The 23,350-nt window shown below is 40.2% G+C and carries 20 protein-coding genes and 1 pseudogene; 7 read left to right on the forward strand and 14 right to left on the reverse strand.

The features are described 5' to 3' along the window. Positions 1–8: 8 nt before the first annotated feature. Positions 9–1,625 carry an endonuclease gene (locus R0J88_RS10975; protein WP_410899909.1) on the reverse strand — a complete coding sequence of 539 codons (1,617 nt, stop codon included), beginning with the start codon at positions 1,623–1,625 and terminating at the stop codon, positions 9–11. Between the two features lie 303 nt (positions 1,626–1,928). On the opposite strand from R0J88_RS10975, the gene R0J88_RS10980 reads away from it, so the two are divergent. The 4 genes from R0J88_RS10980 to R0J88_RS10995 all read left to right on the forward strand — a co-directional run bounded on the left by R0J88_RS10980 (position 1,929) and on the right by R0J88_RS10995 (position 6,965). Continuing rightward, complete coding sequence (locus tag R0J88_RS10980; RefSeq protein ID WP_410899910.1) at positions 1,929–3,743, forward strand: assimilatory sulfite reductase (NADPH) flavoprotein subunit; 1,815 nt, start codon at positions 1,929–1,931, stop codon at positions 3,741–3,743. Between the two features lie 60 nt (positions 3,744–3,803). Further along, positions 3,804–5,501, forward strand: coding sequence for an assimilatory sulfite reductase (NADPH) hemoprotein subunit (gene cysI / locus R0J88_RS10985; RefSeq protein WP_410899911.1), 1,698 nt, complete (start codon positions 3,804–3,806; stop codon positions 5,499–5,501). Positions 5,502–5,543: 42 nt separating this feature from the next. After that, positions 5,544–6,284 (forward strand): phosphoadenylyl-sulfate reductase, encoded by a 741-nt coding sequence (locus tag R0J88_RS10990; RefSeq protein WP_006791348.1) that lies wholly within the window; start codon positions 5,544–5,546, stop codon positions 6,282–6,284. Positions 6,285–6,422: 138 nt separating this feature from the next. Then, positions 6,423–6,965 (forward strand): DUF4124 domain-containing protein, encoded by a 543-nt coding sequence (locus R0J88_RS10995; protein ID WP_008127111.1) that lies wholly within the window; start codon positions 6,423–6,425, stop codon positions 6,963–6,965. Between the two features lie 3 nt (positions 6,966–6,968). Here R0J88_RS10995 and R0J88_RS11000 read toward each other — a convergent pair whose 3' ends face one another. The 4 genes and pseudogenes from R0J88_RS11000 to R0J88_RS11015 form a co-directional block, all read right to left on the reverse strand. Continuing rightward, the gene (locus tag R0J88_RS11000; protein ID WP_138740532.1) at positions 6,969–7,214 is read right to left on the reverse strand and encodes a hypothetical protein; all 246 of its coding nucleotides are present in this window, start codon (positions 7,212–7,214) and stop codon (positions 6,969–6,971) included. A gap of 134 nt (positions 7,215–7,348) precedes the next feature. Then, on the reverse strand, positions 7,349–10,093 hold the full coding sequence (gene acnA / locus R0J88_RS11005) for an aconitate hydratase AcnA (RefSeq protein ID WP_410899912.1): 2,745 nt from the start codon (positions 10,091–10,093) through the stop codon (positions 7,349–7,351). 199 nt (positions 10,094–10,292) lie between these two features. Continuing rightward, positions 10,293–10,720, reverse strand: a pseudogene (locus tag R0J88_RS11010) (hypothetical protein). 94 nt (positions 10,721–10,814) lie between these two features. Further along, positions 10,815–11,198 carry an RNA-binding S4 domain-containing protein gene (locus tag R0J88_RS11015; RefSeq protein WP_039038297.1) on the reverse strand — a complete coding sequence of 128 codons (384 nt, stop codon included), beginning with the start codon at positions 11,196–11,198 and terminating at the stop codon, positions 10,815–10,817. A gap of 228 nt (positions 11,199–11,426) precedes the next feature. Here R0J88_RS11015 and R0J88_RS11020 point away from each other — a divergent pair, with 228 nt between their 5' ends. Then, complete coding sequence (locus R0J88_RS11020; protein ID WP_058429981.1) at positions 11,427–11,714, forward strand: hypothetical protein; 288 nt, start codon at positions 11,427–11,429, stop codon at positions 11,712–11,714. Between the two features lie 55 nt (positions 11,715–11,769). Beyond that, the gene (locus R0J88_RS11025) at positions 11,770–12,435 is read left to right on the forward strand and encodes a hypothetical protein (protein ID WP_410899913.1); all 666 of its coding nucleotides are present in this window, start codon (positions 11,770–11,772) and stop codon (positions 12,433–12,435) included. A gap of 1 nt (position 12,436) precedes the next feature. On the opposite strand, the gene R0J88_RS11030 is transcribed toward R0J88_RS11025, so the two are convergent. From R0J88_RS11030 to glnA, 5 genes are all read right to left on the reverse strand, one after another. Next, positions 12,437–12,895 carry a cyclic nucleotide-binding domain-containing protein gene (locus tag R0J88_RS11030; protein WP_006791339.1) on the reverse strand — a complete coding sequence of 153 codons (459 nt, stop codon included), beginning with the start codon at positions 12,893–12,895 and terminating at the stop codon, positions 12,437–12,439. Between the two features lie 26 nt (positions 12,896–12,921). Continuing rightward, entirely contained in the window at positions 12,922–14,307 is a 1,386-nt protein-coding gene (gene ntrC / locus R0J88_RS11035; protein WP_033018844.1) for a nitrogen regulation protein NR(I), read from the reverse strand. Positions 14,308–14,321: 14 nt separating this feature from the next. After that, positions 14,322–15,392 carry a nitrogen regulation protein NR(II) gene (glnL, locus tag R0J88_RS11040; RefSeq protein WP_006791337.1) on the reverse strand — a complete coding sequence of 357 codons (1,071 nt, stop codon included), beginning with the start codon at positions 15,390–15,392 and terminating at the stop codon, positions 14,322–14,324. 83 nt (positions 15,393–15,475) lie between these two features. Further along, positions 15,476–15,997 carry a DUF4124 domain-containing protein gene (locus R0J88_RS11045; RefSeq protein WP_410899914.1) on the reverse strand — a complete coding sequence of 174 codons (522 nt, stop codon included), beginning with the start codon at positions 15,995–15,997 and terminating at the stop codon, positions 15,476–15,478. Between the two features lie 114 nt (positions 15,998–16,111). Next, the gene (gene glnA / locus R0J88_RS11050; RefSeq protein WP_006791335.1) at positions 16,112–17,518 is read right to left on the reverse strand and encodes a glutamate--ammonia ligase; all 1,407 of its coding nucleotides are present in this window, start codon (positions 17,516–17,518) and stop codon (positions 16,112–16,114) included. 506 nt (positions 17,519–18,024) lie between these two features. On the opposite strand from glnA, the gene typA reads away from it, so the two are divergent. Next, positions 18,025–19,848: a translational GTPase TypA gene (gene typA / locus R0J88_RS11055; RefSeq protein ID WP_410899915.1), complete on the forward strand. Its 1,824-nt coding sequence runs from the start codon at positions 18,025–18,027 to the stop codon at positions 19,846–19,848. A gap of 297 nt (positions 19,849–20,145) precedes the next feature. Here the strand turns inward: typA and R0J88_RS11060 are convergent, their stop codons facing one another. The 4 genes from R0J88_RS11060 to R0J88_RS11075 form a co-directional block, all read right to left on the reverse strand. Continuing rightward, a complete protein-coding gene (locus R0J88_RS11060; RefSeq protein WP_039038300.1) occupies positions 20,146–20,874 on the reverse strand; it encodes a CBM9 family sugar-binding protein in 729 nt (242 codons plus the stop codon). A 72-nt stretch (positions 20,875–20,946) separates the two neighbouring features. Beyond that, the gene (locus R0J88_RS11065; RefSeq protein WP_039038301.1) at positions 20,947–21,372 is read right to left on the reverse strand and encodes a BLUF domain-containing protein; all 426 of its coding nucleotides are present in this window, start codon (positions 21,370–21,372) and stop codon (positions 20,947–20,949) included. An 88-nt stretch (positions 21,373–21,460) separates the two neighbouring features. Continuing rightward, on the reverse strand, positions 21,461–22,549 hold the full coding sequence (locus tag R0J88_RS11070; RefSeq protein ID WP_341218971.1) for an MBL fold metallo-hydrolase: 1,089 nt from the start codon (positions 22,547–22,549) through the stop codon (positions 21,461–21,463). A gap of 142 nt (positions 22,550–22,691) precedes the next feature. Then, entirely contained in the window at positions 22,692–23,345 is a 654-nt protein-coding gene (locus R0J88_RS11075) for a DUF2959 domain-containing protein (RefSeq protein WP_006791329.1), read from the reverse strand. Positions 23,346–23,350: the final 5 nt, after the last annotated feature.

The raw sequence follows: 23,350 nt of genomic DNA on the forward strand, positions 1-23,350 counted from the left end.
TATATTTTCTACCAAATCATTTCTACAAATTCAGGGTAGTCGATAAACGGATTACGGTTACCTTGAAATTCAAATGCTGCTTGGTTTCGATCTATTTCCATTTGGCTAACAGGGTCTGCGTTATGCCAGTTGATTAACATAGCAACAACCCAGCTTTCAAATACCTGCGAACTGGTGCCGTTAAGAACCGCATTACTTGCAGTGGTATTATTTTGCCACGTCCCAATCACATTTTCATAGCGTGTAGCCATGTAAAAATAGGCACGGGCAAAGTCACCTTTAAACTCATCAATGGGTTCAAACACTGTGCCCGTGTAATTAATGGCACTACTTGCAGAGCCTAACTTACTGCCATTAGTTGATGTAAACGTGGCGCTTGCCACTTCACCAAACGGAAAGTTGCTGCGTTTAGAGTTTACATAGCCATCGGTTGCATAAATATGATGAACATCTGAGTTCATAGGCTCATTAGTACCGCCAAACCAACTTTTAGGGAACGAATGCTCGCGGTTGTAACAACCACCTTCGCCACTGTAATTGCCACATTGATCGCTAACGGCTGTGTATGTGTAGCTATCGTTGCCATTTGGCTTTTCACTGTACATATCTAAAATACTATTATCGTTTTCAAAGTATGTATCGCGAGCCGATGAATCATAAAAGTTCCATATTGCAGAGTACCCCTGCGAACTATGATTATTAATGATGTTATAAAGCTCAGTTTTTAATGCGTAACCGGTTAGGCCTTGTGTTGTAACATAATAACCTGTTGGTGTTGTGGGGGTACCACCAGAGCCACCGCCAAGCGAAAATGAAGTACTTTCAACGTTGCTGAAGCTTGCGCCACTTGCCAGGGTTGAACCACCACTAGTGAGTGCATAATTACCACTACCAAAACTACAACAGATACCATCACCGTAGCTGTCGTTAATAGTAAAGGTATAGGCGCCATCAGCTAAACACAGTGCTTCGTTATATTGTGTATTAGACGCATAGCCACTACCGCTTGCAACTGTATTACCTTGGTTATTATTAATAGCCCAGCTTGTTTCGCTACCATAATTATCTGTCGTCAAACTAAAAGAGAGGCTATTGCCCGAGCAACTCCCAGAGCTACTGTCGTTACTTGTAGGTAAAAAGTTATCTACATAGACAAGTTCATTGCCATCAAAGCCACTAACATCATAAAAGCGTAGGCCAACATTAATGGTTTTATTGCTACTTGCTGTATAGCTATGGCTAATTGTTTGCCATTGATTAGTTTGCGTATTATTGGAGTAGCCTTGGTAACCATCTACGAATAAACGGGCTTTAACTTTTCCTTCTGTGTGGTAAACATCAGTTGAAAACGCATAGGTTTTTCCTGCTTCTACCGTTATTTGTTGTAATAAATCGGTGTTAGCCTGAGAGCCTGTGGTTACATTAACTGCTGCTGCACTATTACCTGTTTTAACAATATTTGTTGAGCGCGATAGGCTAATACCGCTATCTATTGTGCTCCACGCGTCAGGTGTATTGCCTGACCATTGCTCAAAACTGCCATTTTCTACATTTGCCATTACCGGAAGTGTGCCAAGTAATAAGGCTGTTCCGAATAGTTTATTTTTATATGCCCCGTGTGACATGATTGTTCCTATTTTTATAATGAGTGAATAATATACATTACTTTGTTTAGGTTGCAAAATTGTTAATTTAAAATTTAATAAAAAGCAATAATCGCTCTTTAATCTGTTTTTTTAGGTGTTTTTTAAAATTAATAACTAAATGGAATATCAAAGCAGATTCTATTCTTTTTTGATAAGTCGATAGCCCGTTATCCTGCACAGTAAGAAAACCTCAGCAAACTTATATCGGCTGAGGAAAAACTCATTTTTAACAATGCACGGTGTGTGTTGTGCTTAATTTTCAGGGTTATGGGGAATCGATTCATGTTGTTAGGTCAACTAAATGCTGCGGCAAGCCCGCTATCGCAAGAGCAAGTTCAAAAGCTGCAAGGTTTAGTGGCTGAGCTTAATCCAATACAACAAGCGTGGGTAAGTGGTTACTTAGCAGCTAATGCAAATGCTTCAGCACTTGGTATGCCTACGGCTGGCACATCGGTAACGGGCGATGCAGCAGTATTAACTATTTTATATGGCTCACAAACGGGTAATGCAAAAGGTGTTGCAACCCAAATGAAAGAGCAAGCTGAATCGCGTGGTTTATCAGCCAAATTAGTGAGTATGTCTGATTACAAACCAACGGCCCTGAAAAAAGAAAAGTTTTTAACCGTTGTTGTATCGACTTACGGTGAAGGTGAACCGCCTGAAGATGGCGAAACGTTGCACGCATTTTTAGCTACTAAAAAGGCCCCTAAACTCGACGGTGTTAAAATAGCTGTCATTGGTCTAGGTGATTCTAGCTATGAGTTTTTCTGCCAAACAGCAAAAGATTTTGAAGAGCGTTTAAATAAGTTAGGCGCTGAGTCAGTTTACCAACGCGCTGATTTAGATGTTGACTACGAAGAAGAAGCTGCAACATGGATTCAAGGCGCACTGGATGCATTTGAACCAGATTTAAAAGCGCAACAGGGTAACGCAGGTGCACAAGCCGCGGTTATGCCATTTGGTGCACCAACACCTGCAGCCAGCCAGTACACAAAGCAAAATCCATTTGAAGCCGAATTATTAGCAGTTCAAAAAATTACCGGGCGTGATTCAACAAAAGATGTACGCCATGTAGAAATTTCGCTCGAAGGCTCTGATATCACTTACACACCGGGTGACTCACTGGGTGTATATTTTTTAAATGATGAGGCGTTAGTTGATGAAGTGCTAGAACTTACCCAAATTGATGGTTCTAGTCGCGTTAAAGTTGCGAATGAAGAATTGAGCGTGCGTGATGCGCTTATCGAAAAACTAGAGCTAACGCAGTCATATCCGGGTTTTGTTGAAAAATACGCAACAGCAACAGGCACACCTGAGCTCTTAAAGCTTGTAGAAGATAAAGCTGCAATGCGTGCTTACATTGAGCCACGCCAAATATTTGATGTTATTCGTCAAAATCCAGCAAAACTAGATGCACAAACATTAGTTGATTGCTTACGTAAGCTTCAGGCTCGTTTATATTCTATAGCGTCTAGCCAAAGCGAAGTTGAAGACGAAGTGCATTTAACTGTTGGACTTGTTGAGTTTGATACTTTTGACAGCGAGCACTTAGGTGGTTGTTCTGGTTATTTAGCGCGTCGTGCTGAAGAGGGCTGCAAGGTAAAAGTATTTAGCGAACATAATGACAACTTCCGTTTACCGGCTAACGATGAAACACCTATTATCATGGTGGGTCCGGGTACTGGTATTGCGCCATTCCGTGCATTTTTACAAGAGCGTGACTCGCGAGAAGCACAAGGTAAAAACTGGTTGTTTTTTGGTAACCCACACTTTACTCAAGACTTTTTATACCAAGTAGAAATTCAGGGGTATTTAAAATCGGGCTTATTGAGCAAAGTCGATGTGGCATTTAGCCGTGACCAAGCCGAAAAAATCTATGTACAAGATAAGCTTCGCAAAAACTCAAAAGACATTTTTGAGTGGTTAGAAGCTGGCGCTCACTTTTATGTATGTGGAGACGCAAACCGCATGGCAAAAGATGTACATCAAGTATTGGTTGATATCATTAAAGAAAATACGGGTAAAAATGATGAAGACGCAGAGCAATATTTAAAAGACCTGCGTAGCGCAAACCGCTATCAGAAAGACGTGTATTAATCACGTTTCTTATTTTATTAACAGCTAACAGCCGTCACTGTAACAAATTTAGGATTTAAAATGAGCGAACAAGATAAAAACGTAAAGCTTTCTGATAACGAGCGTTTGAAAAGAGAAAGTAACTTTTTACGAGGCACTATAGAGCAAGACTTAAAAGATGAAATTACCGGTGGTTTTACAGCCGATAACTTCCAACTTATACGTTTTCACGGTATGTATCAGCAAGATGATCGCGATATACGCCCAGAGCGCGCAAAGCAAAAGTTAGAGCCGCTGCACAACGTAATGCTACGTGCACGTATGCCTGGCGGTATTATCAAGCCTGAGCAATGGCTAGCAATTGATAAGTTTGCTGATGATAAAACCAGCTACGGCAGCATTCGTTTAACTACGCGTCAAACGTTTCAGTTCCATGGTGTATTAAAGCCAAATATTAAAGGCATGCACCAAATGCTAAATAGCGTGGGCATTGATTCTATTGCTACCGCAGGTGATGTAAACCGTAATGTGCTGTGTACTACTAACCCTGTTGAGTCTGAGCTACACCAAGAAGCGTATGAGTGGGCTGCAAAAATTTCAGAGCATTTACTTCCAAAAACAAAAGCGTATGCTGAAATTTGGTTAAACGGCGAAAAAGCAGAAACGACAGAAGAACCTATTTTAGGGTCTAACTATTTACCACGTAAGTTTAAAACCACGGTTACTATTCCGCCTAACAACGAAGTCGATGTGCATGCGAATGACTTGAACTTTGTTGCTATTGCTGAAGATGGCAAGCTTGTTGGCTTTAACGTACTTGTAGGTGGTGGCCTTGCTATGACCCACGGTGATATGGCTACGTATCCGCGTAAAGCTGACGACTTTGGTTTTATCGCGCTAGAAGACACCTTAAAAATTGCTGAGCACGTTGTATCAGTGCAGCGCGATTGGGGTAACCGCTCTAACCGTAAAAATGCAAAAACTAAATACACACTAGATCGTGTTGGGTCAGACGTATTTAAAGCCGAAGTAGAAAAACGCGCGGGTGTAAACTTTGCACCTAGCCGCCCATATGAATTTACTCATCGAGGCGATCGTATTGGTTGGGTAGAAGGCATTGATGGTAAGCACCACTTAACCTTATTTATTCAAAGCGGTCGTATTTTAGATTACCCAGATAAGCCACTTAAAACAGGGTGTCGTAAAATTGCAGAAGTGCACCAAGGTGACATGCGTATGACGGCAAACCAAAATTTAATTATTGCCGGTGTACCTGCAGATCAAAAAGCAGTGATTGAAGAAATTGCTCGTAACCATGGTTTGATTGACGACGGTGACACAGAGCAACGTAAAAACTCAATGGCGTGTGTGGCATTACCTACATGCCCGCTTGCAATGGCCGAAGCTGAGCGTTACTTACCAAGCTTAATTGAAAAAACTGAAGCTTTACTCGCTAAACACGGGATACCAGACGATAGCATTATTATGCGCGTTGTAGGTTGTCCTAATGGTTGTGGCCGCGCAATGCTTGCAGAAGCAGGGCTGGTAGGTAAAGGGCCTGGTAAATACAACGTTTACTTGGGCGGTAATTTAGAAGGTACACGCATTCCTAAACTGTACCTTGAAAACGTAGGTGAAGATGTTTACCTAGAGGCGTTTGATAAGCTAATTGGCCAGTGGGCAAGTGAGCGAAACGACGGTGAATGTTTTGGTGACTTTGTAATTCGCAAAGGCATTGTTGCTGAAGTAAAAGTATCAGTAACCGATTTTCACGCATAATTAGATACCAGCGCTTGGCGCTGGTGAGGCTTGGAATTTTCCATGAGTGAATTTAAAAATATATTACAGCTAGATAAACAAAGCCAAGCGGCTATGTTAGCTGATGCTAATGGTGTATTAGCAAATATGAGCGCAGAGCAACGTGTTGCGTGGGCGCTTGAAAATTTACCCGATACCGCGTTTCTATCGTCAAGCTTTGGGATTCAAGCTGCGGTGATGTTGCATTTAATGACAACCCAACGCCCAGACATTCCTGTTGTATTAACAGACACTGGTTATTTGTTCCCTGAGACGTACCAGTTTATTGAGCAAATGAGCGAGCGTTTGTCACTTAATTTAAAAGTGTACAAGGCGCAGCTGAGCCCAGCATGGCAAGAAGCTAAGTTTGGAAAGTTATGGGAGCAAGGTGAGGACGGTATTAAGCAATATAATCAGCTTAATAAAGTTGAGCCAATGACTCGCGCTTTAAAAGAAATTGAAGCGGGTACCTGGTTTAGTGGTTTACGTCGCGATCAATCTTCTACTCGTGCAGATAAGCAGTTTGTAGAAATAAGCCGTGGTACGGTAAAAGTGTACCCGATTATTGAATGGTCAAACCGCGATGTATATCAATACCTAACTAAGCATGACTTACCTTACCACCCATTATGGGAGCAAGGGTATGTATCAATGGGCGATGTACACACTACACGCAAACTAGAGCCGGGCATGACTGAAGAAGAAACCCGCTTTTTTGGTTTAAACCGTGAATGCGGTCTTCATATGGATGGTGATGGTATTTAGTACCTTAACGCTTTATTTAACCGCAATTAAACGCAGCTTAGGCTGCGTTTTTTATTATCTAAATTTAGATAATAAAATTGCCAGTGAGTGCTTTATTCACTAATATTATATTAAAGGAACAAACAAAGCAGGAACGCTATGAAATACTTTACCTATTTAGCAATATCAGTGATGGTAATTGCTGTCATATCATTATTTTATTTAAAAAAGCCAGACGGCCAACCTTGGCTTTCAGGTTCAACTATCAGCAAAGAAACCCAGCAAATTAAAGAGCAAATGGTTGCGTTATCAACCAATACGCTAAATCAAGCTGTAAAAGGCATTCACGAGGCTGGCGATAAAGTGACGAGTAGTATTTCAAGCGATAGCTCAACGATTACGTCTTCAAGTACTATTTATAAGTGGCAAGATGAAACAGGCCAATGGCATTATTCCGATAGCCCTAACCCTCATGGTAAAAGCATAGAGTTAACCCTCAACCCTGAGGATATAACCGTGATTGGTGCAGAAGATACCTCTATTTTAAACTTAGAGTCTAGTACTAATGAGATGTCAGCTAATACGCAAACCCCTTCAATATTAAATCCTGAATCGATTAAAAAGCTGTTTGAAGATGCAGAAAACATCGAAAAAAAATTAGAAAAACGTAACAAAGAAATTAATAACTTAAGTGTACTTTAAACGCTATTCATTAGTATGAGAGCGGATATAACGTTTTTCAGCTTCCATTAGTAAAATGGTTAAATATATTTTGGTGGGTAGTGACAATAGTATACCTACAGCGATGCAGGCTGCGGATGCAATAATGCCGTTAATACCAAATTTCTCATTAAACCCATTAGATATGATAAGTGTATGGCCTGTAATTATAAGGCATATGCCAAGTACAATAGATGTTTTAAGTACTCTAATAATCGTTACATGCGACATAATGCCTCCACTGGTTATGGTGCCAGTGTAATAGGCTATGTGTTTTGTATATTGATGCAGCGCAATAATAAGGCAGTTATAAAAAAGGCCTCATGGTTGTAACCATAAGGCCTATGAGTCATTCACTACGCAGCTTAGTTAAGCATGTTACGCAGTACATATTGTAAAATACCGCCATGCTTGTAGTAATCCCACTCCTTAGGAGTATCAATACGTACATCGGCTTTTACGCTTGTTTTTTTGCCTTCGGCATTGGTTGCTATCAGTGTAACCTCGTCGGTTTTATCGTACAGACCTTGAATATCAAACTCTTCTTGGCCAGTTAAACCATGCGACTCATAGCTTTCACCCTCTTTAAATTGTAATGGCAGTACACCCATTCCAATTAAGTTAGAGCGGTGAATACGTTCATAGCTTTGTGCAAAAACAGCTTTCACGCCTAGCAACAATGAACCTTTTGCAGCCCAATCGCGTGACGAGCCAGTACCATATTCTTTTCCGGCTAAAATAATAAGCGGTGTATCATTTTTTTGATATGCCATAGCCGCATCGTAAATACTTTCTAAGCTATTGTCTGGTTGCGTGCGTGTTACACCGCCTTCTGTGCCCGGTGCTAACAAGTTTTTAAGTCGTACGTTAGCAAAGGTGCCGCGCATCATTACTTCATGGTTACCTCGGCGAGAGCCGTAAGAATTAAACTGTGCTTTTTCTACATTGTGCTCTTGTAGATAAAGACCAGCAGGTGCATCCGCTTTAATCGCGCCAGCAGGAGAGATGTGATCGGTTGTTACTGAGTCTCCTAGCTTGGCTAAACAGCGAGCCCTTTCAATGGTAGGAATACCCGGTGGCTCTACGGTCATGCCATCAAAAAATGGTGCTTTTTTAATATAGGTAGATGCGTCGTTCCAATCATACAACTTACCATCAGGTATTTGAATTTGTTGCCAGCGGCTATCGCCTTCATAAACATTGGCGTAGCTTGTTGCAAACATCTCTTTGGTAACCGTTTCTTTTACTAAGTCGCTAACCTCTTTCACACTTGGCCAAATGTTTTTAAGGTAAATATCGTTACCGTTTTCATCTTGTGCAAGGGGCTCGTTATAAACATCTATGTCTGTTCTACCTGCAATTGCGTAGGCAACAACCAAAGGAGGAGAAGCTAAAAAGTTCATTTTAACATCTTGGTGTATACGCCCTTCAAAATTACGGTTACCCGATAAAATAGAGCTTACAACTAGCTTATGCTTTTGGATAGCTTGTGAAATTTCATCAGCCAGCGGTCCTGAGTTGCCTATACACGTAGTACAACCGTAACCTACTAAATTAAAGCCTAGGCTTTCTAAGTCGTCCATTAACCCCGCTTTTTCTAAGTAGTCGGTAACTACTTTTGAGCCAGGTGCGAGTGATGTTTTAACCCAAGGTTTAACGTTAATACCTAGTTGTTTTGCTTTTTTAGCCACAAGGCCTGCGGCTAAAATAACACTTGGATTAGACGTGTTGGTACAGCTTGTTATAGCTGCAATAACGCATGCACCGTCGTTAAGTTCAAACTGTTGGCCTTTATAGTTAACTTTTGCCGCCCCCATAAATTGTGCTTCGTTTACAGGTTCATCAGGGTTGGTTGTGGGGCCTTCGCTTTCGATACGCGATTGCTCGTCATCACTTTTATCGCGATGTGCTATACGCTCTTCTTGAAAACCTTTTAGGTGCTGAGAGATTTCCTCGCCGGCTTTGTTAAGCGCTATTCTATCTTGTGGGCGTTTTGGGCCTGCAAGGCTTGGTACAACATCATCGAGCTTTAGTTCTAGTGTGTCGGTATAGCGAGCTTCGTCGCCATCGTTACGCCACAAGCCTTGGTGTTTTGCATAATCTTCAATAAGCTTTAGTTGGTCTTCATCACGGTTGGTAAGACGTAAATAATTAATCGTTTCGTCATCAATTGGAAAAATACCACATGTAGCACCATATTCAGGTGCCATGTTAGCAATGGTTGCTCTATCGGCAAGGGGGAGATCTGCAAGGCCGTCGCCATAAAATTCTACAAATTTACCTACCACGCCGTGGTTACGCAAAATTTCAGTTACCGTTAGCACTAAATCAGTTGCTGTTGTGCCTTCTGGTAATCGGCCATTAAGCTTCATGCCAACTACTTGTGGAATAAGTAAGCTAATAGGCTGGCCAAGCATTGCAGCTTCAGCCTCAATGCCGCCTACACCCCAGCCAAGTACGCCTAAGCCATTAATCATGGTTGTGTGCGAGTCAGTACCAACCAGTGTATCGGGGTAGGCAAACTTTTTACCATTGCTATCTTCGTTAAAAATAACGCGAGCAAGGTATTCTAAATTAACTTGGTGAACAATGCCGGTTGCGGGTGGTACCACTTTTAAGTTATCAAATGCCGTTTGGCCCCAACGTAAAAATTCGTATCGTTCTTTGTTGCGGTCGTATTCAAGTTTCGCATTTAAATCAAAGGCACCATCATTTCCATAGCCGTCAACTTGTACTGAATGGTCTATTACGAGTTCGGCCGGTGACAGTGGGTTTATTTTTGCAGGATCTCCGCCGAGCTTTTCCATTGCATCTCGCATTGCAGCTAAATCGACAATGGCAGGTACGCCAGTAAAATCTTGCATTACTACTCGCGCAGGGGTAAATGCAACTTCAGATGATGGTTTTGCTTTTGGGTCCCAATTTAATAGCGCATTAATGTCTTGTTCTTTGATGTTTTCGCCGTCTTCGTTGCGCAGTAAATTTTCTAGCAAGACTTTTAAGGAGAAGGGGAGTCGTTTTGCTTTGTCGCCAAGCCCTTTCAGAGAATGAATATTATATTGCTCACCATTAATTGTGAGCTCATGTTGGGTATCGAAACTATTTTTCATTATTTTGCCCCTTCTTAACTAATTAAATTTTTTTAAAGTAACCTCTGTAATTAAACATTTGCAAAGTGCATACCATGATAAACGAATATTAAATAGCTGCTCTCATGAGCAGCTATAATAAGAAGTAAGGTGTTAAATTATGAGTTCAATAAACCATCTATGACAACGAAAAAGCACGTTGTTCAGCTGGCCTATTCAGTTAGTTTATCCAGCCTTGTTGTTTCCCTTTTATACTTAAATAAATAAGCGCTAAGGCAATAAAAACTACCATAAGTGGCATTACAACCGAGCTTATTCCTAGCAAGGCAATGCTATCAATTATAAAAAAGTTGTAGTATTGCTGTATAATTATCGCGCCGAGCGATAAAGCAAAAGTAGGTGTTGCCAGCGATTTCTTAGCAAGTAAAAAATGCAGCCTAAAGCACCACCAAAAACGGCAACGGCGAAAGCAATGGTGGCCCATATTGGGGTGTTTGAATATGCAGCTTGTTGATCTAATGGTAGTTTGCTGATCATATCTGGGCTTGTCATTATGTGCATAATGAATGCTATAACGCCCAATAAGTTCCATATAAGAGCAGCCCAAGCGACAGGTTTAAACCAGTTTTTAGGTGTGCGAGATGACATGTGTAACCTTGTTTTTTATTATTATTAACAAGGTTATTAAAGAGTAAAAAAGCCAACTATACAAGTTGGCTTTTTTATAATGTGATTTGTAAGCTTACCCAAATGAAATAGGGCGACGCCCTGTTTTTTCATCTACCTTTGGCTTTTTAGTGCGCTTACGTTTACTTTTTGCTGGTTGGCTTTCAGGCGGTGAAATGTTTTGTTTGGGCTCAACCGGCGTTTGTTCACTTGGCCTTTGTGCTGGGGTCGCATCTTCACTCAGGGAGAGTTGAAAGAGCTCGCCATCAAATTCCAGTACATCACCACTGTATAATTTTTTCCGCTTTATTGTACAAATTTCATGGTTAACACCCACATAGCCTTCGGCGATTAGGTTTTTAGCTTGGCCGCCACCTTCAACTAAATTAAGTACTTTTAATAATTTACAGAGCTCTATTGGCTCTTCTTCTAGTTCGATTTCTATGTATTCTTCGTTCATTGTTACTCTCGGTGGAGGCTTGCATAGGCTGTAGTATAAAGGCATAGGGCCAATTATGCACCAAACCAAATCACTCAAATTTACGTATTAGTTATTTTTTAAAAAATGACTCACTTTAAAAAAACTGAAGTATTTATTAGTTAAGCTCCGGCGAGCCATGTTTGTAAGTGGCTTACTAATTGCTATAGCTGTGTCGAATTTAGAATACATAGAATCATGGAGTAAAAAATGGGCGTAAGATTAGCAATGAGAAAAGAGCTAATGGGCTTAAATCATTCAGACATGTTAACTGCCGATGACGTTAGGGAACACCTTAGTAAATCAATAAAAAAGCACGACCAAAAACCTGAACACGGGTTTTCGGTTATTTCAAAATTTAACGATACACACAGCCAGTTACTCAGTGGCAACACTAACAAAAAAAGCGTTTTGGAATTTGAACGTCACCGCTTATTTAAAGAGGTGCTATATACGCGTAAAAGTGTAGATGCTTGGTTAGATAATCAAATAAATTAAGTTGCGATAAAGCAATACCTCTAATAGACTACAAGTGTAATCAAATGAGGTGACTATGAAAAAAGGATTTTTAATTTGTGTATTGGCATGTATGTTAGTTGCATGCCAGCAACCCACCGTTTATGTTTTTAGTGAAAACTTGCAAGATGAACAACGTAATCAGCTCGATGCGGCGTTAAAGGCACAAACTCTTCCCTATGAATATGTAACGTTAGAAATCCCATCAGATTTTGGTGAAGCAACGTTGCTTTTATCAAGCGATAAAATTTATTCCAAAGAGACAGAACAACTTGCGTCCATAATGCAAGCGCTCGGGTATGAGCCACACGTTAGTTATACAAGTCGCTCAAACCATTTTTATGGTGATGGCAATATAGGTTTTTATTTAAAAAATACAGCTGAAAATGCTGCTTTTGTAATGCCTAAACAGTTACGAACAACTCAATGCAGTGAAGATAAGTACAATGATTTAATCGTTACCTTTACCAAAGAATACGCTGATTTTACTTTACCCAGTGGTGCAGTTGTGAGGTTGGGTTGGGAGTTTTTATATGGTTACGTTGTCATTTATTACAAAAATTATTCGCAAACTTATAGTCACTCGCAGCCATTTATAAATACGCCCTTTGGCGATAAACCATCAGATACTTACACGTTTACAGCCCATGTTAATAATTCTAGCTGGCTCGATTGCTCATTGCAGGTTGTTTATATGGACTGAGCTAACCGTGATTTTCTATATAGTCACTGAGCTTAGTTATTCGTTCACTCATACCTTCAATAATACGGTCTTTAATTTTTTCTCGAATGACATTGGGTAACTGAGTGAGTGCTTCGGGAGTGATGGCAAGGACAATGGTGTCGGTTTTAGCGCGAGCACTTGTACTGCGCTCTCTGTTATTTATAAATGCGCCTTCACCTATAAATTCGCCAGGCTCTATTGTGCCCAGTTCAAGTAAGTGATTATGCTTAAATACTAAAAGTGCGCCGCTAAGTACAATATACAATCGTTTATCGTTATCGAACTGTTTAAACAAAAATTGGTGCTGGCCAACTAAATACAATAGGCCATATGATTCTAATAAAATTTGACGCTCGTTGAGCGTAAATTCCTTAAAAAAATGTAGTCTGTTAATTATTTCCATTTGTTTGAACAATGGAATGTGTTCGATTAATTTCATTCGATATCAAAATTTAATGCACATTGTTAGCTAATATTGCGCTCTTTTAATTTTCGGGTCAATGTATTGCGACCCCAGCCTATTTTTATGGCGGCATCTTGTTTGTGGCCCGAACAATTAGCAAGTGCTGTTTTAATTAAGCGTGTTTCTAATTGTGCCTGTATGTCTGGCCAAATATTTTCTTTACCTTGTTTTAGTTCATTATTAAGCCATTGCTGAAAAGCATCCAGCCAATCACCTTCTTCTTGTATTGGTGTTACTTCAATAATTTCAGGGGGCAAATCTTGCTCTGTAACAAGCTCGCCAGGTGCCATAACCGTTAACCAGCGACAGGTGTTTTCAAGTTGGCGAACATTACCTGGCCAGTTAAATAAACGAAGTTGCTCGGTGGCTTTAGGGCTCAATACTTTGCTTTCTACTTGCAGATCTTTAGCGCTTTTATGTAAAAAGTGTTGCGCTAAGCGTTCAATATCTTCGGTGCGTTCACGTAAAGCAGGTAAACGAAGGCGTACTACATTTAAGCGGTGAAATAAATCGTCCCTAAACTTACCTTGTTTAACTAAGTCTTCTAAGTTTTGATGTGTTGCGGCAATAATGCGTACATCAACTTTTATACTTTGATGACCACCAACACGGTAAAATTCTCCGTCGGCAAGTACGCGAAGTAAGCGTGTTTGCACATCTAAAGGCATATCGCCAATTTCATCTAAAAATAAAGTGCCGCCATTGGCTTGTTCAAATCGACCTTTTCGCACGGTATCGGCACCGGTGAACGCGCCTTTTTCATGGCCAAACAGCTCAGACTCAACTAATTCTTTAGGTATAGCAGCCATATTAAGGGCAATAAATTGGTTTTCTTTACGCGGGCTGTGATTATGAAGTGCACTTGCAACGAGTTCTTTACCTGTACCCGACTCACCATTAATCAAAACACTCATGCTAGATGCTGAAAGTTTACCTATTGCTCTAAAGACCTCTTGCATAGCGGGTGCTTCACCAATGATGTGAGCACTTTTAGGAGGCGCTTGCTTACGTTTGGTTTTTTTTGTGGAATTTGCTCTAAATGCGCTTTCAACAAGTGCAACGGCTTCATTTAAATCGAATGGTTTAGCTAAGTACTCAAATGCCCCTTTTTGAAAGGCGTTCACTGCTGAATCTAGGTCTGAGTGCGCAGTCATTATTATTACTGGCAAGCCAGGGTTTTGTTCTGCGATGAGTTCAAGTAGGGCCATGCCATCCATACCGGGCATTTTCACATCCGATACTAAAACAGTAGGTTGACTAAACTTCAATGCATTAAGTACATCTTGCGCGTTGGCAAAGCTTTCTACATTAAAACCAGAGCGTTCAAGTGCTTTTTCAAGTACGAAACGAATTGATGCATCATCATCTACAAGCCAAACTGTTTTCATGGCAACTCCAAACATTAATCTGCAAAGGGCAGATAGATATTAAATTCAGTATGTCCAGGCCAGCTATCACATTCAATATAGCCATCGTGCTGATCAATGAGCGTCTGTGCAATCGAGAGTCCAAGCCCTGAGCCACCTTCTTTGTTGGTGATCATAGGGTAGAACAAGGTTTCACGTATGCTGTGATCTATGCCTGGTCCGTTATCAGATATTTGGATCAACAAGGCTTTTTTAGGTGCCTTACCTGGACGACGGTGTTGATGATTAATACGCGTTTTTATTTTTATCTCACCACCCTCAGTAAGCGCCTGCTGAGCATTACGAACAATATTTAAAACCACTTGTTGTATTTTACTCTGATCAATAAACACATTAGGGATACTAGGATCGTAATCTTTTTTTAATTCGATATTTGAACAATTATCGAGTGTGCTTAACTTCACTACCGACTCTAACGCTTGGTGTATATTAACGTAAGATTTTTGTGGCAGTTGATTAGGCCCTAAAAGTCTATCTACTAGTTCACGTAATCTGTCTGCTTGCTCAATGATGAGCTCAGCGCATTGATTTCTTTCTTGCTGATCAACCTCATATTGCAATAATTGCGCCGCTCCGCGAATTCCACCTAAAGGATTTTTAATTTCGTGTGCTAGGCCTCTTATTAAGTTACGTGCTGCTTGGTATTGATGCATTTGATTTGAAGCTTGATCGTGCTTTATTTCATCGTCTGTTTGACGACATTCTAATAAAATATACGCAGTACCTTTAAAGTTAATTCTCCTTGAATTAACACTTACTTTGGCATGGCGAGAATCGCTAAAGACTACGTCAGCTCTGTGTTGTTGGCAATCAACGCCATCAATTAATGAAAACTGCGCGATGCGTTTTAAGTCAATTGAATGGTAATTAAAAAGGGTATCAAAGGGCTGTTCGAGTAAGCGTTTAGTGGCAAGCCCAAGTAACTCACTGGTACTGGTATTGGCATAAAAAACGGTAAAATTTTTATCGAGAAGCATAACTGCCGTTGTTTGATTTTGCCATATGGCATCAAGCAATTCGGGGCTAAAATTTTCGTTATTAATCATGTTTGCACCATTTTAGTGCGCAGGTGTTTACAGGCCAGGTTTTATCTTAAATGAGCTGCTGCGCCTAAGTATTAAGTTTCGCTTTAATTGCTATGGATTTTGCCTTTTCTGCGCATATTAAATATACGTGGCTCGCTCACAGCGATAATTTGGTTTTTCTCGTTAAACAGTCTTAATTGAAGCATGTGTTCACCGGCTTCAACATCAGCAATTGCAAATACTGAGTTATTTATTGCAGGGCCGTTTGCTTCTCCATCAACAAGCAATTGAATGGTATACCCTGCTTTAAAGCTCGGCATTACGCGGCTAGTGACATATATTGTGCCGGTATTTTCATGAATGGTTTGATTGTGCTCAGGTGACATAATGGCAATACCAAACCCTGTTTTTTTAGTATGGGATTGGCTGCTGAGAGTCGCTATATCTTTAGCGGGCATAGTTAAACTTTGGCTAGAGAGTTTTACCTCTGTAGCACCTTTACGCGGTGTATCTGAAAACACTAAAACGCCATTTTGATCTTTCCAAGCGTAAATTCTTTTTTCACCCGCATAACCATAATTACTTAATCCTAAAGTAATTATTAGCAATAAAATCTTACTATTCACACTGCTACCCTGCAATTTTTATGATTGCTTAACTTTAGTGGAGTTTGATTTAATTTACCATTAAAAAAGCCCGCAAAGCGGGCTTGAGAACACACATTCTTTTACAGTGTCAAATTAGCAGCTGTAGTACATTTCGAACTCAACTGGGTGAGTTGTCATGTTAAGTTTTTCAACTTCTTGACCTTTAAGTGCAATGTAAGCATCGATTAGGTCGTCAGTGAAAACACCACCTTGAGTTAAGAACTCGCGGTCAGCACTTAATGCATCTAGTGCTTCACCAAGTGAAGATGCAACTTGTGGAATTTCTGCTGCTTCTTCTGCTGGTAAGTCGTATAAATCTTTATCCATTGCATCGCCAGGGTGGATCTTGTTTTTGATACCGTCAAGGCCAGCCATAAGCATTGCTGAGAAAGCAAGGTATGGGTTAGCTGTTGGATCTGGGAAGCGTACTTCGATACGACGACCTTTCGCAGATGGTACTACTGGGATACGGATTGAAGCAGAACGGTTACGTGCAGAGTATGCAAGCATTACAGGTGCTTCAAAGCCTGGTACTAAACGTTTGTACGAGTTAGTTGATGCGTTAGCAAATGCGTTAATAGCTTTAGCATGCTTGATAATACCGCCAATGTAATAAAGCGCTTCTTCAGAAAGACCGCCGTATTTATCGCCAGCAAACAAGTTAACACCGTCTTTAGCTAAAGACTGGTGACAGTGCATACCAGAACCGTTATCACCAACAATTGGCTTAGGCATGAATGTAGCTGTTTTTCCGTATAAATGAGCCATGTTATGAATAACATATTTCATTTCTTGGATTTCATCTGCTTTTAAAACCATGCTGTTAAAACGCGTAGCAATTTCGTTTTGGCCTGCTGTTGCTACTTCGTGGTGATGTGCTTCTACTACTTGACCTAGCTCTTCAAGTACTAAACAAGTGGCTGAACGCCAATCTTGTGAAGAATCAACAGGTGAACAAGGGAAGTAGCCGCCTTTAACACCTGGACGGTGACCAGTGTTACCGCCTTCATAATCTTTATCTGAGTTCCATGCCGCTTCTACAGCGTCAACTTTGTACATTGAACCAGACATGTCTGATTTGTATTTAACATCGTCAAAAAGGAAGAACTCTGGCTCTGGGCCAAATAATACTGTATCAGCAATACCTGTAGAGCGCATGTAATCTTCAGCACGTTTAGCAACTGAACGCGGGTCGCGCTCGTAACCTTGAAGTGTAGAAGGCTCTACAACGTCACAACGTACGATTAATGTTGTTTCTTCAGTGAAAGGGTCAAGTTTTACTGATTCAGCAACAGGCATTAATACCATGTCTGATTCGTTTATGCCTTTCCAACCAGCAATTGAAGAACCGTCGAACATTTTACCGTCTTCGAAAAAATCTTCATCAACTTGGTGATGAGGAATAGATACATGTTGCTCTTTACCCTTTGTATCAGTAAAGCGTAAATCAATGAACTTAACGTCATTTTCTTTAATAAAATCTAAAACCGATTGTGACATGTGTCCTCCAACTATTGGGTTTTATTATTGCTGCATAATTGCTTTGGGATTTATTAAGCTGATTTTGTGCCATTTTTATAACTCTATGTTTATAGGTTAAAAAAACTTAGTTGCTACAATGTGGGGCATAAAATAGCACCAATATGGTGCGGTCAAGTTCCACTTTGGTGCAGGCTATGTGCACTACAATTTGTTGTTAATTTAATCGCTCGAAATTAGCATAACCTAAATGTAAAAGAGTGCCAAAAATATCGTACAAATAGTGTAAACTGCATTTTTGAAAAAATAATGACAATTTATTTCATATAATTGTCATATATAAAACAGATACTTAGTAAAAGTATTGAGAAAGTTTTGAAAATTGTATTGGATAAACTTTCATCCATGTCATTAATGAGGGATAATATGCGCCCTTTTAAATCCTATGCTTGGACATCTCGTGAAAACGCAGATGAGTGCGTAGATCTTGCAGGATCATTGAGAATTTAATTTCTCTGAGTAAATATATGAGCATCGAACAGTTAAGAAATATAGCGATTATCGCGCACGTTGACCACGGTAAAACAACTCTGGTTGACAAACTACTTGAGCAATCAGGTACATTAGAAACACGCGGCGGTAACGAAGAGCGCGTGATGGACTCAAACGACATTGAGAAAGAACGTGGTATTACCATTTTAGCTAAAAACACAGCTATCTCTTGGAATGATTACCATATCAATATCGTAGATACCCCGGGACACGCCGATTTCGGTGGTGAAGTTGAACGCGTACTTTCGATGGCTGACTCAGTATTATTACTTGTTGATGCTCAAGAAGGTCCAATGCCACAAACGCGTTTCGTAACGCAAAAGGCATTCGCGCAAGGCTTAAAGCCAATCGTCGTTATCAATAAAATTGATAAGCCAGGTGCACGCCCAGATTGGGTTATGGATCAAATCTTTGATTTATTCGATAACCTTGGTGCAACTGATGAACAGTTAGACTTTAAAGTAATCTACGCATCAGCTATCAACGGCTGGGCAACATTAGATTTAGACGAGCCATCAGACAACATGGAACCTATGTTCAAGATGATCGTTGACGAAGTATCACCACCGGATGCAGATCCTGAAGGTGACTTCCAAATGCAAATCTCTCAGCTTGATTACAACTCGTATAAAGGTGTAATCGGTATTGGTCGTATTAAACGTGGTTCTGTTGCGACTAACCAACAAGTTACAGTTATTGGCGCTGACGGCACGACTCGTAACGGTAAAATTGGTTCAGTACAAAGCTACCTAGGCCTTGAGCGTATCGACACTGATAAAGCTTATGCTGGTAACATCGTTACTGTAACAGGTTTAGGCGAGCTTAAGATTTCAGATACTATTTGTTGTCCTAACAACGTTGAAGCATTACCACCACTAAGTGTTGATGAGCCAACAGTAACAATGACGTTCTCTGTAAACAACTCTCCGTTCTGTGGTAAAGAAGGTAAGTTTGTAACATCACGTAATATTCGTGAGCGTTTAGACAAAGAATTAGTACACAACGTTGCACTTCGTGTTGCAGATACAGATAACCCAGATAGCTTCCGCGTATCGGGTCGTGGTGAATTACACCTTGGTATCTTAATCGAGAACATGCGTCGTGAAGGTTATGAGCTTGCTGTATCTCGTCCAGAAGTAATCTTACGTACTGTTGATGGCGTGTTAGAAGAACCGTATGAAACACTAACGATTGACTGTGAAGAAGAGCACCAAGGTTCTATCATGGAGCAAATTGGTCTTCGTAAGGGTGAACTTACTGACATGGCACCAGATGGTAAAGGCCGTATGCGTATGGACTTTATGATCCCAAGCCGTGGCTTAATCGGTTTCCAAACTGAGTTCATGACATTAACGTCTGGTTCTGGTTTACTTTACCATACGTTCGATCACTACGGTCCGCACAAAGGTGGCGAGCTAGGTGTTCGTAAGAACGGCGTAATGATTGCAAATGCAACAGGTAAAGCACTTACTAACGCATTATTTAACTTACAAGAGCGCGGCCGTTTATTCATCGGTCACGGTGTTGAAGTTTATGAAGGTATGGTTATCGGTATTCATAGCCGCGATAACGACCTTACAGTTAACGCGCTTAAAGGTAAGCAACTTACTAACGTTCGTGCATCTGGTACAGATGAAGCACAAACACTTACACCACATCTGAACTATTCACTTGAGCAAGCGCTTGAGTTTATTGCTGATGATGAGTTAGTAGAAGTTACACCTGAGAACATTCGTATTCGTAAACGTCATTTAACTGAAAATGAGCGTAAACGTGCGGGTCGTGCTCCTAAATCATAATCTATTAATTTAGAATAATGATTTTTAAAAGCCGCTGTATTGCAAAATACAGCGGCTTTTTTGTTTTTAAAGCAAGAGAAGCTTTCAGTTTTTAGTTATCAATATTGAGCTCTAAAAGCACAGCGCCTCTTGTCCTCTTTGTGAAAAATATGCTTAAAAAATATTTGCACAAAGAGAAGATAATGAGAAGTAAAAGAGCAAGCGCTAGAACAACTGACAGTTCAAAGCTTCTATTTTGTTGGTTGGTTTTTTCGTTGTGTTTCGCTGCGCTTAAACCAACCTACACGCTAACTGACATCACTTTTTTGGTAGTAAGGTGATTTTGCCAAATACATCTGCGTCTATAAATCCTCGGTTTCTGTCACCGTTCACTGGCTGTACTTCGTGTGACCCCATAAAGTGCTCGCGTGTTTCACTGCCATCGTTATCGCAATACGCGAGCATAAAGCCTATTACTTGTTTTTCTGTTAATTTAAGCGGTGTATTTTTTGCGCCTTGTTGATAATCATTCGGGTAGAGTTTTATCGCAACTTCCCAAGTAATGTTATAGGGTGCAGTGGTATTGCGTTTCCAGTTGCTAACTAAGTGGTCGGTATACAAGTGCGCTTTTTTATCAGGGCCGTAATCGGCAGCTTGGTTATCAAGGCCAATATGGTACGCTAAAGCGGTGTGGTTAAATTGGTGAATCCCGCCCGATGCATCGCTATCTATAAATATTTCAAGGGCATCGTCATCCCAATATTTATAGGTAGGGTCTGGGTGTGTGTCTATTAAAACATCATCTACAATATCGGCTTGTAAGTATAAGAATTTTTCATCCCACAATAAGCGATAGCGGCCTTTAAAATCGGCATCGTTTGAAGGCAATGTACCATCCATTAAATGTGGCATATCGTGCCAAGCAGCCTTATCCCATGCGCTTTCAGATACGCCGTCAATATTAATAGGGGTTGACGTATATTTAACGTCAGCAGCCATTATTTGGCTGCTGATCACTAAGCTCGTGGCTAACAGTACTTTTTTCATTAATTGTTCCATTAATTAAAGTTGGCTTAGCTTGGCTTAAGTTAACAATAAAAACAATAATACATGTGAATTTTAACTAATAGCACCTGTAATGCTGCCTTTTAACGCTAGCATTAATAAGTGGGCGCTTTCGCCAGACATTTTAAATGGATTAAAATCAACAGAGCCTGAAAATTTCAGATTCAGTGATTGGGTTACTCTAGATTGTGGAACATAACCCATAGACCACTTTTCAAATTCTCTTTCTGGAATTTGGGTATAGTTAAGCATAATTACATTGTGGTGACGTTTGTCGTTTAATATTTGTTGATAGGTATTATTTACTGCGGTTCTGGAGCCTTCAAGGCACTGTAAAAAGTATTCGTTACTAAAGCAAAGCATGCCGGTGACATGTGTTTTTACATTATAGGTACGAGCACTTTGTAAAATACTTTCTATATCTTTTGGGCCAAAGCCGTCTGAAATTTTGCTTGCGTAAATTAGTCGTACTAGAAACATAATAACCCCACATTGCTTAGTTAATTAAAGATAGTTCAGCTAGAGGGTTATTACGAATTATGTTGATGTATTTCAGCTGGTGGGCAATTTAAAATTTAATACTTTCACCTTCATTTAAAATATAAAGCGGCACGGGTGATTTCATTGTTTCATGCATGTGTAATAAACGTAGTAAAGCCGAATGACTACTTCGGTCGCCCATTTTCCATGATGAGTTACCGTACCCCCACGGTATCATTACTTTACAGTTAAGCTCGTGTGCGGCCTTAAGAGCATCTTCTGGGGTTGTATGAACATAACGATACCACTTGGGATTATCTTCGCTGTAGTAAGAGGCTATCGGCATTAAGCACACATCAATATCGCCATACTTTTGCTGAATATCGCTAAAGTGTTTGGAGTAGCCGGTGTCGCCTGCAAAAAATAAGGTGCTGCCATTTTGTTCAAGTAGCCAGCCATTCCATAAGTCTTTATCGTTGTCTTCGTAAATAAAGGGTACTAATACACGGCTGCTAAAGTGATGCGCTGGTAGTGCATGAATGGTTAAATCATCAATTTTAGTTTTTGCATACCACGCCATTTCGCTAATATTAAGTCCTGCGTTTGGAAAGTTATCTGCCATGCCTAATGGTGCTAAGTAGCGAGGTTGATTACCTATTTCTTCTATGTCTGATTTATTAAAATGATCGTAATGAATATGCGAATACATAATGGCATCTAGGTTTTTAAGTTCGCTTTGAGTAAGCCAATCACCAGGTTGTCTATAAAACCCAGAGGCAAGCTTAAATGCTAAATCAACGGGTGAGTCAAACTGCTCTTTTACGGGGTCGAACACTACATGCTGTCCATTTGGTGTTTGGATCATAAAGCCAGCATGGCCTAACCAGCGTATATTAAAGCCAAGGTTTAGCTGTGGCTTTAATTGCTCAGCGTTAAATGTGCAATTTTCAGCAGTGGTTTCGCATATTACATTCGGGTGTTGTGGGTAGCAGTCAGCTTCACAAGTAACCGGATAGGTTTTATCGCCCGCATAAAGGTTGTGATAACGCCCTTCACGCTCACCTGATTCATGAATTGGCGTTATGCTGTCTTGCCCAGCAATTACATTTACAGTGTTTGCGCTGCAGGCGGCTAAAAAGCTTGAGGTAATAAGTAAGCACAGAGTATGTAATTTCATTTCGACTGTTGTTATTGTTTTAAAGAAGTTTAAGCTTATCAAAAGCTATTTATTAAACAATGTGTTAATCGTAACAAAAAACAATCACAAAAAAGCCCGTTAAAATTAACAGGCTTTTAGAGCTGTTATAAAAATAGCATTATTAGGCTTTGTTCATTTGCTCAATAAACTTATTTGAATCGGCGATTGACTTGTTCATGTCGTTCATCAGTATCTGAATGTCGCGTTTAAGGTTAGTAAATTCACCTTTTATAGCAGCAACTGCCTGTGCATTTAAATTATGCTTTAAGTACAAAACGTTATCTTTTAGTGATGATAGTACTGGTTCCATTTTACTTTCAGCACTGCGCATAGAACGAAGAAGCTGATCAAATTGGCGCTTAGTGGCATTAAGTTTTTTACTGCTTTCGCGTTTTAACGAAGCGCTTTTGTACTGTTCTAATTCATCGCTCCACTCGTCAAACAAGGCTTCAGCAACATCCTCTACTTTATTGATATTGGTAGTAACGTCGTCTGCGGCTTTAAGGCTTGATTCGTAATCGTCATTTAGTTGATTGTAAGCATCTTGGAGCTCACCGCCATCAAAATTAATTAGTGTAGTTAAACGCTCAAGCGCTGACTGAAACTCTTCTTGAGATTCTTCTTGTGACTCTTTGGTTTCTTCTACGCGGTCAATAAGAATGTCACGTTTGTGAACACCTACTTTTTCCATTGCAGAATAGTAAGCTGATTGACACCCAGATAATGCTAACGTTAGGGCAAGTATTGATGCGCTTAACAGTGTTTGTTTTTTCATTTGAT

The sequence above is a fragment of the Pseudoalteromonas sp. SIMBA_162 genome (assembly GCF_046535955.1).
Classification (GTDB): Bacteria; Pseudomonadota; Gammaproteobacteria; order Enterobacterales; family Alteromonadaceae; genus Pseudoalteromonas; species Pseudoalteromonas marina.

Excerpts from the sequence above, each read along its gene's own strand:
- R0J88_RS10975 (WP_410899909.1), bottom strand. The coding sequence starts at position 1,625 with ATGTCACACGGGGCATATAAAAATAAACTATTCGGAACAGCCTTATTA.
- R0J88_RS10980 (WP_410899910.1), top strand. The coding sequence starts at position 1,929 with ATGTTGTTAGGTCAACTAAATGCTGCGGCAAGCCCGCTATCGCAAGAG.
- cysI (WP_410899911.1), top strand. The coding sequence starts at position 3,804 with ATGAGCGAACAAGATAAAAACGTAAAGCTTTCTGATAACGAGCGTTTG.
- R0J88_RS10990 (WP_006791348.1), top strand. The coding sequence starts at position 5,544 with ATGAGTGAATTTAAAAATATATTACAGCTAGATAAACAAAGCCAAGCG.
- R0J88_RS10995 (WP_008127111.1), top strand. The coding sequence starts at position 6,423 with ATGAAATACTTTACCTATTTAGCAATATCAGTGATGGTAATTGCTGTC.
- R0J88_RS11000 (WP_138740532.1), bottom strand. The coding sequence starts at position 7,214 with ATGTCGCATGTAACGATTATTAGAGTACTTAAAACATCTATTGTACTT.
- acnA (WP_410899912.1), bottom strand. The coding sequence starts at position 10,093 with ATGAAAAATAGTTTCGATACCCAACATGAGCTCACAATTAATGGTGAG.
- R0J88_RS11015 (WP_039038297.1), bottom strand. The coding sequence starts at position 11,198 with ATGAACGAAGAATACATAGAAATCGAACTAGAAGAAGAGCCAATAGAG.
- R0J88_RS11020 (WP_058429981.1), top strand. The coding sequence starts at position 11,427 with ATGGGCGTAAGATTAGCAATGAGAAAAGAGCTAATGGGCTTAAATCAT.
- R0J88_RS11025 (WP_410899913.1), top strand. The coding sequence starts at position 11,770 with ATGAAAAAAGGATTTTTAATTTGTGTATTGGCATGTATGTTAGTTGCA.
- R0J88_RS11030 (WP_006791339.1), bottom strand. The coding sequence starts at position 12,895 with ATGAAATTAATCGAACACATTCCATTGTTCAAACAAATGGAAATAATT.
- ntrC (WP_033018844.1), bottom strand. The coding sequence starts at position 14,307 with ATGAAAACAGTTTGGCTTGTAGATGATGATGCATCAATTCGTTTCGTA.
- glnL (WP_006791337.1), bottom strand. The coding sequence starts at position 15,392 with ATGATTAATAACGAAAATTTTAGCCCCGAATTGCTTGATGCCATATGG.
- glnA (WP_006791335.1), bottom strand. The coding sequence starts at position 17,518 with ATGTCACAATCGGTTTTAGATTTTATTAAAGAAAATGACGTTAAGTTC.
- typA (WP_410899915.1), top strand. The coding sequence starts at position 18,025 with ATGAGCATCGAACAGTTAAGAAATATAGCGATTATCGCGCACGTTGAC.
- R0J88_RS11060 (WP_039038300.1), bottom strand. The coding sequence starts at position 20,874 with ATGAAAAAAGTACTGTTAGCCACGAGCTTAGTGATCAGCAGCCAAATA.
- R0J88_RS11065 (WP_039038301.1), bottom strand. The coding sequence starts at position 21,372 with ATGTTTCTAGTACGACTAATTTACGCAAGCAAAATTTCAGACGGCTTT.
- R0J88_RS11070 (WP_341218971.1), bottom strand. The coding sequence starts at position 22,549 with ATGAAATTACATACTCTGTGCTTACTTATTACCTCAAGCTTTTTAGCC.
- R0J88_RS11075 (WP_006791329.1), bottom strand. The coding sequence starts at position 23,345 with ATGAAAAAACAAACACTGTTAAGCGCATCAATACTTGCCCTAACGTTA.